Consider the following 14,761-nt stretch of genomic DNA (forward strand, 5'->3'; position numbering starts at 1 on the left):
AGATGGAAACTGATCGTTTCTTTTCCTCTATTTTTAAAGCCAAGTGCAGGGGATAAAACATACGACTAAAGTTATAGGAATAAAAAATCGATCTTTAATTTTTATAAAAAACATCAGCATAAATAATTGTAACTAAGTGTACACATGACCATTAATACATTCGTCAGTTTTTGCCATAGTGAATTGAAAAATGATCATTTTGGTCAATTTATTGAGCGATATTTTCGGAGTTTTTACTGCTTTTAGCACATTGGAATAAATTTTATGCAATTAAAGTAATTCTATGTAGCAGATGAGTATAAAAAATGCCCATTTCAGGAGCTGAAATGGGCATTGATCGCGGTCAAAATCTGCTCAGGTGTCAGAAATTTTCAGTCCGGATAGCCAAGAACGTAACGAGGCCGGTTTTAGCGGCTTTTTCAGCAGAACAATGTTCAGCTCTTTGAGACGCTGTGGCAGTTCCGGATCGGAATCGGCCGTAATCAGGGCGACCGGAATATCGCTACGACGATGTTCCAGAATAAAATCCAAACCAATTTTGTCTTGGTTAAGATGTTGATCTATCAACCAGACCTGAATATTCTCCTGTTCAATCAGCTGCTGTGCCTGTTCCGGTTCAGTAGCCTTGAAGACCTGATAGCCCCATTTACTTAATAAGGTGGACATGCCTTCGAGGATGGTTTCATCATTGTCCAGACACAGAATCCTAAAGGCTTTGCTCTTTAAAGGAACAGTCTGGATTGGTGCTGCCACAACTTTCGGTGCTTCAACCACAGGGACTTCAATCATAAAGCAGGAGCCTTTACCCAACTCGGAGAAGACATATACCGGATAGTCCAGCATGCTGGTCATACGCTGTACGATCGCCAAGCCTAAACCAAGACCCTGTTCACCCCAAGGTGAGGTATGGCCGCAACGCTCGAATTCCTGAAACAGCTTGATGCGCTGTTCTTCAGCAATCCCCGGTCCGGTATCCCAGACGCCAATGCGGATATGATCTGGCTTGCTACCCGAACGTAACACGCCGACCACGACTTTACCTTTTGCGGTATAACGCAGGGCATTGCTGACAAAGTTCTGGATAATGCGGCGAATCCATTGCGGATCGGTATCAATCCAGAACTGCGCATCATGCACACTGAACTGGATGCCACGCTGTGCAGCAATCGATTTGAACTGGAGTTCCAGATCGCGCAGCAGGTCATGCAGCGGATAAGCCTGACGTTTAGGCTGAATGGTGCCGCCTTCCAGTCGGGCAATGTCCAGTAGGGCCGACAGCATGCTTTCGGCACCATGCAAGGCACGATCCAGTTGCTGCAAGGTCTTGCGGTCTTCGTCATTCTGTACACTTTGTTCAAGTGCGGTACTGAACAGTCGCGCAGCATGCATCGGCTGCAACAGGTCATGACTGGCGGCGGCAATGAAGCGGCTTTTTGACATATTGGCCTTATCTGCCTGTTCCCGTGCCAGTTGCTGCTCGGACAGGGCATCGGCGAGCTGCTGGGTACGGTCCTGAACCCGCGCTTCAAGTACGGCTTCATTTTCACGGAAAGCGGTAATATCGGCAAAAGTAGTAACGAAACCGCCCCCTTCAATCGGATTACCGCGCATCTGAATCACCCGGCCATCTTTACGAATCCGTTCAAATTCATGGGCACTGCCGACCTGCATCCAGTGAATCCGCTTACGGACATGTTCTTCTACCGAACCCGGACCACATTCACCACGTTCAGCGTTATAACGGATCAGGTCGGCGATCGGACAGCCGACATAGACAATATCGGTAGGATAATCAAACAGTTTTAGATACTGATTGTTCCAGGCCACCAAACACATGTTTTCATCGACCACGCTGACCCCTTGGGTCATGTGATCAATCATGGTCATGATCAGGTTCTGGTTAAAACGTTGCCATTGTGAGGCCTGATCGAGAATATTGGCGACCTGACCCAAGGCCAGGCCATTGTTGACCATGGCGGTAGTAAGCAGAGTACGTGCTGACGCTGCCCCGATGGTTCCGGCCAGATACTGTTCGGTAAAACGCCACCACATACCATTGGCACTGCTGTTTTCATTCAGCTCAACGCTGTTTTGGGTACAGAACTGCTGGAAAGCACGTGTGGTTGGGCCTTCACCGGTAATCCGTTTGGCCAGGGTAATCAGGTCACCGACTTTTAAACGTGCGACATCCTGATGGGAATAGCTGACCTCGGTAGAAGGACTCTGTGAGGGTAAGGGCTTGGTTTCATAATAGAAGAAACTTTCAGCCTGAATCTGCTCGGCCACACTTGGACGGAAAATACGGGAGATCCAGATATATAGCAGGGTGTTTAAACCCAGCGCCCACACCACCCCATGCGTCAGTGGGTCAAAAGATTCAAAACCGATCAGGGCTTCTGGTCGTAACCAGTTCCAGCCAAAAGGACCATGAGTGAGCAGGCTTTGGCTAAAGCCTTTATAGGCTTCAGGCAGGCTGCGCAAAATGGTTGGAAACAGCAAAGTATAGGCCCACAGGGCAAAACCAGTTAACAGTCCGGCATATACGCCCTGTTTACTGCCACCGCGCCAGTACAGGCCGCCAATCAGGGCAGGAGCGAATTGTGCCACCGCACTAAAGGCCAACAGACCAAAAACCGAGAGCTGATCAATATCATTGAAGAAGTTGAAAAACAGAAAGCCCATCAGCATTACACCCAGGATGCAGACCCGGCGGGTAAATTTCAGTACCAATGGTAAGCGCTTGTCATGCCGTGAAATCAGTTTTAAGCGCCATAATGCCGGCATAATCAGGTCATTGCTGAGCATGATCGACAGGGCTACAGAAGACACCAGTAGCATGCCGGTAGAGGCAGAAAAACCGCCCAAGAAGGCTAATAAAGTGAGCCAGTCCTGGTTATAGCTGAGTGGTAAAGACAGTACGGCTACATCCGGAATGGCCAGATATTGGGGTGCCGCATGCAATGCCCAGCTGGCAATTGGTATAATCGCCAGGGTTGTTAAAATCAAATAAATTGCGAACCAGCGCCGTGCACCGCGGATATGTTTTTCATCGCGCAGTTCCACCACCGCCACATGGAATTGGCGCGGCAGGCAGATAATCGCCAGCGCCGCCAGCAGGGTTTGAATCCAGAAGCTTTGTGGTACGCCAAACAGTTGCACCTCACGAAAAGTGGTGCTGATATCATGACTGATCTGTGCCATATTTCCTGGTGCTTCAAACATGAAGAAACAGGCCACAGCCAGTAAGGCAAAGAGCTTTACAAACGACTCAAATGCTACGGCCAGCATCAGACCGCCATGCTGTTCAGTATTGGCAATCTGACGGGTACCAAACATCATGGCCAGAATCGCCAGAATACCGGTCAGGAAAAGCACGCCATTGGTGGTACCTGTTACGCCTGCAGAAGGTTCCAGAATGACGGCGGCACTTAAGGCAATGGCACGTAACTGCAAGGCCAGATAAGGTATGATCGCCACCACGGCCAGAATGGTTACCAGCGAGGCGAGGGGACCACTTTTACCATAGCGTGCAGCGACAAAGTCTGCGATTGAAGAAATGGCATGATGCTGCCGAACCCGTCCCAGCCGGCGCCAGATATCATAGCCAACAGCAACAAATAACAGAGGTCCCAGATAGATCGGCAGGAAAATAATGCCTTCACGTACTGCCGCACCCGTGGCGCCATAAAAGGTCCAGGATGAACAGTACACTCCTAGAGTTAAACTGAACAATAACATGCGGCCGCGGGTACTTAGCCGGCTGGCATGTTTTTCCCCGTAAAAAGCGCAGATAAAGAGTAATGCGATATAGAGGGCAAGGATCCCTATGATGAGCCAACTGTTCATATAGCCTGATGTGTACTGAGCATGCCGCTATGATAGCGCATCACGAAAGCGACGGTTTAAATTGATCATTTTTTAACGACCAAAGTCTAAATTACAAGCACCTACGATTCTTGTTAATTTGTAACAGTGATAATTCGAATTAAAAAATAGTCGGCCCAAGGTTGGGCTACAGGAGTGTAATTATGGATGAGGTACAAGTAGATCGAATTCTACAGAATCCAAAATTCAAGGAAATGGTCCACAAGAAAAGTATGCTTAGCTGGACGTTGACCGGAATCATGCTATTTGTCTATGTAGGTTTCATGTTGCTGGTGGGCTACAACAAAGAATTTCTACTGTCTTCAATTTCAGGCGGTGTCACCACGTGGGGGATTCCACTAGGGTTAGGCATCATTGTCCTGTCATTTATTTTGTGTGGTGTGTATTCGTACATTGCCAACAACAAACTTGATCAATTGACCGAAGAAGCGATACGTGAAGTCGAAGCGATTGCGCATGAAAAAGGACCACATTAAGATGAAATGGAATTCTCTTATTGCCTTGGTGACTACAACAGTCGCTTCAGGCATTGCATTGGCTGGTCCTGATCTGGGGGCAGCAGAACAGCAGGCAACCAACTGGTCTGCCATCATCATGTTTGTGATTTTCGTTGGGGCAACGCTGTTTATTACCAAATGGGCAGCAAAGCAAACCACCAATACCAAAGACTTTTATACGGCCGGTGGCGGTATTTCCGGTTTCCAGAATGGCCTGGCGATAGCCGGTGACTTTATGTCAGCTGCATCTTTTCTGGGTATTTCCGCGATGGTGTTCCTGTCCGGTTTTGATGGCCTGCTCTACTCACTTGGTTTCATGGTGGGCTGGCCGATCGTATTGTTCCTGATCGCAGAGCGTCTGCGTAATCTGGGTAAATACAACCTATCAGACGTGGTTTCTTTCCGGTTGCAGGAAAAACCGGTACGTACCTTGGCTGCTGTGAGTTCACTGGTTGTTGTTGCGTTCTACCTGATCGCACAGATGGTGGGTGCAGGTCAGCTGATCAAACTGCTGTTCGGTCTTAACTATAATATTGCAGTGGTCATTGTGGGCTTGTTAATGATGGCCTACGTAATGTTCGGCGGCATGTTGGCGACCACTTGGGTACAGATTATCAAGGCGGTGATGTTATTGTCTGGTGCAACCTTTATGGCATTTATGGTCATGAAAGGTGTAGGCTTCAGCTTTACCAACATGTTCGAACAGGCCATTGATGTCTATGCAAAAGTGCATGACTTGAGCCTGGCAGATGCGACCAAGATCATGGGGCCAGGTAGTCTGGCGTCTAACCCGATTGATGCGATCTCTTTGGGTCTGGCATTGATGTTTGGTACGGCAGGTCTTCCACATATCCTGATGCGTTTCTTCACGGTAAAAGATGCCAAAGAAGCACGTAAATCAGTAGTGGTAGCAACAGGCTTTATTGGTTACTTCTACCTGCTGACCTTCATCATTGGTTTCGGTGCGATTCTGTATGTCTCGAATAACCCACAGTTCCTTGATGTTGCGAAAATGGCAGTGACTGGCAAGCTGGAGCTGGTCGGTGGTAATAACATGGCGGCGGTTCACCTGTCTGACGCAGTCGGCGGTGACCTGTTCATGGGCTTTATTTCTGCAGTTGCATTTGCCACGATTCTTGCAGTGGTTGCAGGCTTGACTCTGTCAGGTGCCTCAGCTATTTCGCATGACTTGTATGCCAACGTCCTGAAGAAAGGCCAGACTACACCTGCCTCTGAACTACGTATGTCTAAGATTGCGACTTTAGGTCTTGCGATCTTCGCGATGATTCTCGGGATTCTGTTCGAGAAACAGAACGTAGCCTTCATGGTAGGTCTGGCGTTCTCGGTTGCAGCATGTGCCAACTTCCCGGTACTGGTATTGTCCATGTTCTGGAAAGGCCTGACGACACGTGGTGCCGTGATTGGCGGTGTGGCAGGTCTGGTGACTGCTGTAACCTTGATTGTACTGTCTAAAGCAGTATGGGTAGATACTTTGGGTATTTCCGATACACCAGTGAATCCGTTCAATGGCCCAGCAATCTTCGCGATGCCATTGTCATTCTTCTGCTGCTGGTTGTTCTCTGTGACGGATAGCTCGGCACAGGCTCAGGCAGAACGCAAAGCCTTTGATGCCCAGTTTGTACGTTCACAAACCGGTCTTGGTATCTCCGGCGCATCGGATCACTAAGATTGGCGTTACACAAAAAAAGTCCCGTGAGGGGCTTTTTTTATGGGGGCATGATTATATTTCTTGTTAAAAGAAGTCCCGTATTGGAATGGATGAGCCAGATTTCTATAGTGTGCTATTTCAGTAATTTTCATACAAATCGCATATCTGCAAGCTGTTTTGAACATGCTATGTTAACGCTGCTTATAACAACAATGCGTTCCCTGCATGACAATAGCAACTAGAAGGTCATTATGAAGCAAACTTTACAGCAGTTCTGGAACAGCTTTACACAGCTGCCTTCTGCATGGCTGTTATGTCTGCAATTGCTGATCCTGATCTTGTCCGTTTTAAGTTATGAAAGTGTGTCTTACCGGGCGGGAACCTGGGTGCTTGGTGTGCTGGTATTACTGGTGATTGCTCGGGTCATTCGCCAGACCCCGATGTTTACTATTCTTGGACTCAGCTTTGTCGCCGGCGCGATTTTATTTTCCTCCCTGATTGTACTGGGGCTGCGTTATACCTGGATCCATGTTACCGCCAACCTGTTTGAAGCCGGGGCTTATTTCAGTGCAGCCTATGGCCTGCTGCGTTATATGTTTCATGATCGCTATCTGACCAAAGATGAACTCTTTGCTGCTGGTGCAGTATTTACCTTGCTGGCCTGGGGCTTTGCCTTCCTTTACAGTATTTGCCAGCTTCTGGTGCCCTACAGTTTTTCGGATCCTGACCTGCACGCCTATCAGCCTTGGCTGGACCTGCTTTTTCTCAGTTTCAGTGTACAGTCTGCAACAGGACTGTCCGATATGATGCCGGTCAGTCCGGTCGCCCGGATGCTGGCCATTGTCCAGATGTTTGTCGGGGTGATGTATCTGGCGCTGATTGTGTCACGCTTAATTGCCTTGCAATATATCTCGCGCCTGCCGCATAAAAATAACGTCAAAGACAGAGAGCACCCATCTGAACACTAAACCTTATATTTTTTATTTTATTTGTTACAGGAACTTAACGGCTTTATTTTTTCTAACCTCCTAAAATAACAGCAGATCTTGCTCTCATAGACTGAATCTGTTCCCGTATTTTAACTTTCTTAATAATTATTTGACGCTGTTTGTCGATCCAATTTTAAAAATGGAGGATGTATGCCTTCTGCGAAACCATCCTGGTTTGCCAATATCAATCCAAATGTTTTTATCAGTACTGTAAGTATTATTGCGATATTTCTAGCGCTGGTCATATTTGCGCCCGATGCTTTTTCACTTCTCACCCAGCAACTGAACCAGTGGATTACTACGTCCTTTAGCTGGTTCTATGTCTTGTCTGTGGCGATATTTCTGATCCTGCTCATTTATATTGCCCTGTCAGACATGGGTAAAATCAAGCTGGGACCTGACCATAGTCAGCCTAAATATAAAAATACCTCCTGGTTTGCGATGTTATTCACCGCAGGGATGGGGATTGGCCTGATGTTCTTTGGCGTAGCTGAACCGGTGATGCACTATGTCACGCCGCCGGCCGGAACGCCTGAAACGGTGCTGGCTGCACAGCAATCTATGCGGGTTACTTTTTTCCACTGGGGTCTGCATGCCTGGGCAATTTATACGCTTGTTGGCCTGTCGCTGGCTTATTTCGCTTACCGGCATCAATTACCCTTAAAAATCCGTTCGGCCCTATATCCGCTGATTGGTCAAAAAATCTATGGTCCGCTTGGAGATGGGGTCGATACGTTTGCCACCATTGGTACGGTATTTGGTGTCGCCACAACACTGGGTTTCGGGGTTACTCAGATCAATTCAGGTTTGAATTACCTGTTTGGTATTGAACAGGCACCTAGCACTCAGGTGATCCTGATCATTGTGGTGAGTGCCATGGCAGCGACTTCTGTGTTTTTTGGATTAGATAAAGGAATTAAACGCTTATCTGAACTAAATTTAGTGCTTGCACTACTGTTGCTGATCTTTGTCTTTGTGGCAGGTCCAAGTATTTACCTGTTGCAGACCACTATTCAGAATGCCGGACAGTATGTTTCAAATCTGTTCAGTATGACTTTTAACCTGTATGCCTATCAGCCAAGTGGCTGGATTGGGGGCTGGACCATCATGTACTGGGCCTGGTGGATTTCTTGGTCGCCATTTGTCGGCATGTTTATCGCCCGGGTTTCAGAAGGACGAAGTATTCGTGAGTTTATCGTTGGCGTACTGCTGATTCCCACTGGATTTACCCTGATCTGGATGGGTTTTATGGGCAATGCCGCACTGTACAGCATTATGCATGAAGCCAATACCAGCTTGCTAGAAGCAGTTCAGCGTGATTCTTCAGTTGCCCTGTTTGAGTTTCTCAGTCATCTGCCTTTCAGTTCAGTGACCAGTATCATTGCGACGGTGCTGGTGATGCTATTCTTTGTGACTTCTGCCGATTCAGGAGCATTGGTGACTGATTATCTGACAGCAAAAAGTGAAAATTCACCGACCTGGCAGCGTCTGTTCTGGACCGTACTCATGGCTTTACTGGCGATCATCCTTTTACTGGCAGGCGGCTTAGAGGCACTGCAATCGGCCACGATCATGAGTGCCTTGCCATTTACCTTCATTATGCTGCTGATGTGCTGGGGTTTAATCAAAGCTTTGCATCTGGATGTCACCAAAATGCATGCACTGCAAGCAGCACGGATCACCCCGCGTGCCATCCAGAATCCGCGTAGCTGGCAACAGCGCTTAGGTCTAATCATGCATTATGCGCATAGCCAGGGTGAAGTACGTGATTATATTGAGACCACGGTCAGCAAAGCATTTAGCAGTTTTCAGGCTGAACTGAAACGGCGGCAGATACAGGTAAAAATTGCTCAACTGGAGGACGGTCTTGAGTTGCGGGTCGATCATCAGGATGAAATGAACTTTATCTATCAGGTCATTGCTACGCAGACTGTAGTACCAAGTTTTATGCCGGATGCTGACTCTCCCCAGTCTTATCAGGCAGAAGTCTTTTTAAGAGAAGGCGGGCAGGGCTATGATGTGATGGAATGGACACAAGAAGATCTGCTTCAGGACATCATTGATCAGTATGAACGTCATCTGCATTTTTTAAGTCTGGTGCGCACACCTGAGTAAACAGCTTCATAAAACAATAAAAAGGACGCATATTGCGTCCTTTTTTACTTCAGTATCTAATCAGAAATTAGAAACGGAATTTCGCATTAAGCGCACCTAGGTGTGCATCATTCGCACCGTATTCACCATCAGCATAAACGTAGCTTGCGCCAAGTGATACTGCTGGAGTCACAAAGTAACTTGCATTCACGCCAACTGCAGAGGTCGGCACGGTAGAGCTCTTGTAGCTGCCATCTGTATAAGAAACACCTAGACCCAGTTTAGGCGTTACATAAAGATCTGTTTTCAGTTGATACATCGTATCTTCGCCAGAAACTAAACCAGCTTCAAAACCGATAGCCATGTCAGTACCATCGATTGGACCTACATATTTAGTTCGTGCGGTGACTGCATCTTTCTTTTCACGGATCGCGCGCGATTCCATAGTTGCACTCATCAGACCATTATTTAAAATGTTGAAAGTATCTAAGGATTCTGTAGCAGCAATATTGGTATAACCTACCGCCATCAGGAAGTTTGGTAAAACCATGGCACCCAGCTCTAGTGCATAACGATCGCCAGAATCATCATTTTGAATTAAAGCAGTGAAATCATTTTTAGCGTCAGTTTTAGAGTGGTTATAAGATGCGCTTGCATATACTGGCACAACACTTGTAGGAATATAGGCTTCACCCTTAATGCCATAAGTGTGTTGTTCTGCATCAAACTCTTCATTTATCGTAACTGGATTACCATTCACATTAACTGTGCGGTTAATATCGGCAGTCAGCTGGCCAAAATTGTAGCCAGCAGAAATGCTGCTTGCTTGATTCAGGAAAGCAGCTTCAGCTAATGGCCCTTTAGAAGCGTCGACATCTTTAAAATAATAAGTCCCTTGTACCCCAACGTTATAGTTACCATCGTTAAGTTCGGCATCGTAATAGCCTACAGTACCTTGTACTTCAGCTTGGTAGGCTTGGGCACCTGTCACAGCAAGTAATAATGCTGATGCTAAATAAACCTTTTTCATACGCATTCCAATTAAGTTAATGAAAAAACATTTGAATTTTCATGAATAAAAGTCAAAAGGTCAACCTTTAATCAGTAGTAAATTGCTAACAAAAAAGGACGCATATCGCGTCCTTTTTTATTTTCAGCATCTAATCAGAAATTAGAAACGGAATTTCGCATTTACACCGATCGTCTGTGTATCACGAACTTGAGCAGTTTTTGCAAGATTCGCTTCATAGTTAGCATTTACATAAGATGCGCCAACTGCAACAGCAGGGGTGATGAAGTAGTTAACGTTCGCGCCCCATGCTTTGTCTGGAGAACCCGTAAAGCTAGATTCCATATAAGAAGCACCTACGCTTAACTGCGGGTTAAGGAAAAGAGTTGTACCTAAGTTGTAGGCAGTGTCTTCGCCATAAACCAGACCGCTTTCAAAACCAACTGACATGTTGGTTCCGTCAATCGCGCCTACGTATTTAGTACGGGCAGTGATTGCATCTTGGTCTCCATTGATTGTTTGAGACTCTAAGCCTGCTTTAATAACACCGTTATTAAACATGTTGAACGCGTCATAAGACGTTTGGTCTGCGACGCTGGTATAACCAACAGCAACCAAGAAATTAGGAATCGGTAATACACCTACTTCTAATGCATAACGGTCGCCATTGTCATCCGCTTGACCACCTTTACCATCAGTAATGGTATGGCTATAAGATGCACTTGCATAAGCAGGAACAACTTGAGTCGGGATGTAAGCTTCACCTTTCACACCAAAAGTATGAGAAGTCTGGTCTTTGGCATCAGCGTCTACATCGTATTCGCCATATGTATAAGCAGCAGAAACGTTTGATGCCTGATTAAGGAAAGCAGCTTCAGCTAAAGGACCTTTAGTCGCATCAACATTTTTAAAGTAGTAAGTACCTTGAACAGCACCAGTGAAATCTTTGTCATTTACAGTATTGTCGATGAACTCTGACTGACCTTGAACTTCGAATTGATATGCTTGAGCACCGGTCATGGCTAATAATAAAGCAGTGGCTAAACCGAGTTTTTTCATGATATTTACCGTTTTGTTACAAGATGTGTACAGCTTGAAACATATTGTATTGTAACAATTTATTAAGTCAATCTGGTCTGCGATAGCTATTTTTTTAAGCTAAATAATTGTATTATTTTTGTGTAAATTTCATGTTTTTGATGAATCTCCTCTTTGTAGAAAAAATTCTTTTATAACAAAAGGTAAACTTTAAAATTAAAATCAAGTTCTAAAATTAAGGAGAAATTATGTTGATATTTTTATTTCTTAATTCAATTAAATTTAAAATTTAGATTGGTAAAATCAATTAATGGGAGGTGGAATTTTCCATAAATATGTCAACAAACTTAAACTATTCAGCTCATCAAATCTTTGATTGGGTTGATTATTTTTTAGCCTAAATAGGTCGGATGGCATGGTGGATGCCTATTTTTTAAGCCAAATAAGAATGTTTTATAATCTTGAGCGAAGCAATCGGCTTTACTTTTTTAAGAGAATTTTACATAATATAAAAATCAAGTTAGAGTTCACACTTTCAGGGTGATTTAGCCTGATTCTCCACAATTTTTTGTTTTATCGGCCCAGCTTTCCCCAAGGTTGGGCTTTTTTTTGCCCCGAATTTTTAATTTTAACGATCCTCGATTCCTGAGTTAAAACACTCAAGACAAAAGCAGATATATTAAGAATTGGATGGCACTAAAATGGTGCAATTTGAAAAGTAAAAATAGAATGAAAAAACTTAATAGTTAAAAAAAACCCCAATTTTCATAGAAAACTGGGGTTTTTTCGCCAAAATTTGCGGGTAAACTAAAATATCTGCTGAGGAATAATTTAACTCGCCCTAATGCGGTGCATTATGCACCTCTTTGTTGCATGTGTAAATAGTGCAGAAAGCAAGTTTTTATATTTTTTTAACTATAAATATCTTCTTATTTTGATATGCGTTTATGTTGGGCTATAGATATAAAACTCTGCTGTATCGTCTGAAAGGAGCAATAGTACAGATTTTAAGAAGTTTAGATTAAAAAAATTATGAAAAACATAAGCTAACTAAGACTAAAGACTTTAAGAAAATCTGTTTTTATTTGTATAATAAACATTCTATTTAGATTTGTTTGTAATATTGGGGCGTAATACAACAGCATGAATACATTACGCTCTGAGTGGATCAGTAAACGTTTATACGGGTCGATGTCGATTATTATTTTGTGCTTACTCTGCATCTGTATTCCCTTGATCGTCAGTAGCAGTCAAAGCTATTTAAAATCCAGACAAACTTATCAACAACTTAATGCCTTGCAACAGGTCGCTGATCTGGCAAATAAAATTTCGCGTGAGCGCGCACCTGCCAATAAAGCCATGTCCAGTTCGGTGCAAGAATTTGCCAAGCATCAGCAAGAGTTAATCCGCTATCGGCAGCAGGTAGACCAGCAATTGTCCCTGACGACTGAAGTATTGGCAAAAGTCGGTTTTAACGATCTGAATCAGCAACTTTCACAGCTTGAAATCAGTCTGAAAAAAGGACGTGCACAGGTTGATGCTTATACCCGGATGCCACGTCAGCAACGTAATGCACAGGAAATGGATCAGGCAATTCTGGCGATGTTCGCTGCCTGGGAAAGTTGCCGCGAACTTTTGCGGGGTGTGGCAATGACTTCAGATAGCTCATCAACTCATCTAAAGAACTATATTAGCCAGATTCTATTTTTATCTGATTTGCGCGATCAGGCGGGGCGGGTTGCCTCGTCTGTCATGGCGCATGTGACATTTGACACCCCGCTCCCGACAGAAAATATTACCCGCTCTTTACAGACCCAGCATCAGGTGCGTTATCTGTGGTCATTAATTGATACCCTTCAACCTGCTCAAGATAAGACCGAGGAATTCATCCGTTTGCATCGGCGGGTAGAAACCGAGTTTATTCAGCAAGGTTTACCGATCGTCAGCGAGCTGATCGATGATAGTCTGGAGCAACGTGATTACCATTTAAGCGGAACCCAGCTGACTGAAGCGATCGTAGACAAATTTGCGACCGTGGTGGATCTGCAAAATTACCTGCTGCAATACAGCCGAGATGCAGCGATCCGGGAAATGAACAGCAATATGCAGCGTTTGACCTGGAGCATATTGTTGTCGTTGATTTCATTGCTGACCGCTATTTCTACCATGGTCTTTGCACGCAAACAGGTTTTTCTGCCGCTGATTCAGGCGCGTCGCCTGCTGTTGAATTTATCTAAAAATTCGGGTCGTCAAAAAATTGATATGCCGCTGCGTGACACGAGCCATTCGGATTCTCTATTTGCAGCCATTCAGAAATTGCAGCAGATGTTGCAGGAACGCGATGCCCTGGAATTTCGTTTAAAGAATATTGCCCACTCCGATTCTTTGACCGGATTATCCAACCGTTTTGCCCTGGAAGAATATATCCGCTTTCTGGAAAATCAGCCGGGTCAATTGAGCCAAACCTGTCTGATGATTATTGATATTGATCATTTTAAACAGGTAAATGATCAATATGGACATATTATTGGTGATCAGGTCATTCAGCTGGTGGCCGAGCGTTTAAAAGCCAATGTCCGTGCTACAGATTTGCTAGTGCGTTATGGGGGTGATGAGTTTCTGGTACTGATTGAAAATATCCAGATGCAGCAGGCACTGATTGTGGCTGATAAAATCCGTGCTGAAGTGGCTGAGCGTCATATTGTGACTGCAACAGGAGATGAGATTAAGGTTTCGGTCAGTATTGGCGTAGCGATTGGTGCTGGCTCTTGGATAGCTTTATTGTCAAATGCAGATGATGCTTTGTTTGCGGCAAAGGCCAAAGGACGCAATGCGGTGGCTGAGGTTTAAATACACTGAATAGAATATTTAAAATTAATGTTTTGAAAGCAATCATCCTTAGATTTGGTAATGATAAAAATAGAATAAGTATCGTCCATTTAAATGATTGAAAATTATAAAATTCAGAAAGGTTTAAAATGAGTGAAAATTGTATCTTCTGTCAGATTGTGAAAGGTGAATTACCTTGTCATCTGATCGATGAAAATGAGGATTTTTTGGCTTTCCTCAGTATTTATCCAAATACCCTGGGCGTAACAGTTGTTATTCCAAAACAGCATTATTCTAGTTATGCATTTGAACTGAGCAATCAGGTTCTGGCAAATCTGGTTCTCTACACCAAACAGGTGGCATTAAGGCTGGATCATTATTTTGAAGATGTGGGTCGAACCGGCATGGTATTTGAAGGTTTTGGTGTTGATCATGTGCATGCCAAGTTATTTCCGATGCATCAGACTCAAGGCCTGCATAAGAATTGGCAACCTGTGAATTCGTCAATCGATAAATATTTCGATGCCTATGAAGGATATATTTCATCGCATGATGCGCAAAGAGCAGATGATCAAGAACTGGCGCAATTGGCTAAAGCAATTCGTTCAATAGTCTAGTGAAAGATAAAAAACGGTGAACGAATCACCGTTTTAGCATACTTATTACCTGAATAAAAAATCTCCCTAGCCCTAAGTCCTATATGACGTCAGATAAAGAAGAAAAATCCCTCCTTTTTCAAAGGAGGGTTGGG

At 44.6% G+C, this 14,761-nt stretch carries 9 protein-coding genes; 6 read left to right on the forward strand and 3 right to left on the reverse strand.

Annotated features, from left to right (window positions below):
* Positions 1–354: 354 nt before the first annotated feature.
* Entirely contained in the window at positions 355–3,846 is a 3,492-nt protein-coding gene (locus H9629_RS10515) for a hybrid sensor histidine kinase/response regulator (RefSeq protein ID WP_191731061.1), read from the reverse strand.
* A 182-nt stretch (positions 3,847–4,028) separates the two neighbouring features.
* On the opposite strand from H9629_RS10515, the gene H9629_RS10520 reads away from it, so the two are divergent.
* The 4 genes from H9629_RS10520 to H9629_RS10535 all read left to right on the forward strand — a co-directional run bounded on the left by H9629_RS10520 (position 4,029) and on the right by H9629_RS10535 (position 9,155).
* A complete protein-coding gene (locus H9629_RS10520; RefSeq protein WP_064095036.1) occupies positions 4,029–4,361 on the forward strand; it encodes a DUF485 domain-containing protein in 333 nt (110 codons plus the stop codon).
* A 1-nt stretch (position 4,362) separates the two neighbouring features.
* Entirely contained in the window at positions 4,363–6,069 is a 1,707-nt protein-coding gene (locus H9629_RS10525; protein ID WP_064095035.1) for a cation acetate symporter, read from the forward strand.
* Between the two features lie 233 nt (positions 6,070–6,302).
* Positions 6,303–7,019, forward strand: coding sequence for an ion channel (locus H9629_RS10530; protein ID WP_064095034.1), 717 nt, complete (start codon positions 6,303–6,305; stop codon positions 7,017–7,019).
* A gap of 171 nt (positions 7,020–7,190) precedes the next feature.
* Positions 7,191–9,155, forward strand: a complete 1,965-nt coding sequence (locus H9629_RS10535; protein ID WP_064095033.1) for a BCCT family transporter — start codon at positions 7,191–7,193, stop codon at positions 9,153–9,155.
* Positions 9,156–9,222: 67 nt separating this feature from the next.
* Here the strand turns inward: H9629_RS10535 and omp33-36 (H9629_RS10540) are convergent, their stop codons facing one another.
* Together omp33-36 (H9629_RS10540) and omp33-36 (H9629_RS10545) are read right to left on the reverse strand one after the other, a co-directional pair.
* Positions 9,223–10,164, reverse strand: coding sequence for a porin Omp33-36 (gene omp33-36, locus H9629_RS10540; RefSeq protein WP_064102622.1), 942 nt, complete (start codon positions 10,162–10,164; stop codon positions 9,223–9,225).
* Between the two features lie 141 nt (positions 10,165–10,305).
* Positions 10,306–11,202 carry a porin Omp33-36 gene (gene omp33-36, locus H9629_RS10545; RefSeq protein WP_064102623.1) on the reverse strand — a complete coding sequence of 299 codons (897 nt, stop codon included), beginning with the start codon at positions 11,200–11,202 and terminating at the stop codon, positions 10,306–10,308.
* 1,122 nt (positions 11,203–12,324) lie between these two features.
* Here omp33-36 (H9629_RS10545) and H9629_RS10550 point away from each other — a divergent pair.
* Positions 12,325–14,031 carry a GGDEF domain-containing protein gene (locus H9629_RS10550; RefSeq protein WP_064102624.1) on the forward strand — a complete coding sequence of 569 codons (1,707 nt, stop codon included), beginning with the start codon at positions 12,325–12,327 and terminating at the stop codon, positions 14,029–14,031.
* Between the two features lie 128 nt (positions 14,032–14,159).
* Complete coding sequence (locus tag H9629_RS10555) at positions 14,160–14,627, forward strand: HIT family protein (RefSeq protein ID WP_064095029.1); 468 nt, start codon at positions 14,160–14,162, stop codon at positions 14,625–14,627.
* Positions 14,628–14,761 lie beyond the last annotated feature (134 nt).

The sequence above is a fragment of the Acinetobacter pecorum genome (assembly GCF_014837015.1).
In the GTDB taxonomy this organism is placed as follows: domain Bacteria; phylum Pseudomonadota; class Gammaproteobacteria; order Pseudomonadales; family Moraxellaceae; genus Acinetobacter; species Acinetobacter pecorum.

What these genes read in the sequence shown, in the direction of transcription:
- H9629_RS10515 (WP_191731061.1), bottom strand. Translation starts at nt 3,846, where the DNA reads ATGAACAGTTGGCTCATCATAGGGATCCTTGCCCTCTATATCGCATTA.
- H9629_RS10520 (WP_064095036.1), top strand. Translation starts at nt 4,029, where the DNA reads ATGGATGAGGTACAAGTAGATCGAATTCTACAGAATCCAAAATTCAAG.
- H9629_RS10525 (WP_064095035.1), top strand. Translation starts at nt 4,363, where the DNA reads ATGAAATGGAATTCTCTTATTGCCTTGGTGACTACAACAGTCGCTTCA.
- H9629_RS10530 (WP_064095034.1), top strand. Translation starts at nt 6,303, where the DNA reads ATGAAGCAAACTTTACAGCAGTTCTGGAACAGCTTTACACAGCTGCCT.
- H9629_RS10535 (WP_064095033.1), top strand. Translation starts at nt 7,191, where the DNA reads ATGCCTTCTGCGAAACCATCCTGGTTTGCCAATATCAATCCAAATGTT.
- omp33-36 (WP_064102622.1), bottom strand. Translation starts at nt 10,164, where the DNA reads ATGAAAAAGGTTTATTTAGCATCAGCATTATTACTTGCTGTGACAGGT.
- omp33-36 (WP_064102623.1), bottom strand. Translation starts at nt 11,202, where the DNA reads ATGAAAAAACTCGGTTTAGCCACTGCTTTATTATTAGCCATGACCGGT.
- H9629_RS10550 (WP_064102624.1), top strand. Translation starts at nt 12,325, where the DNA reads ATGAATACATTACGCTCTGAGTGGATCAGTAAACGTTTATACGGGTCG.
- H9629_RS10555 (WP_064095029.1), top strand. Translation starts at nt 14,160, where the DNA reads ATGAGTGAAAATTGTATCTTCTGTCAGATTGTGAAAGGTGAATTACCT.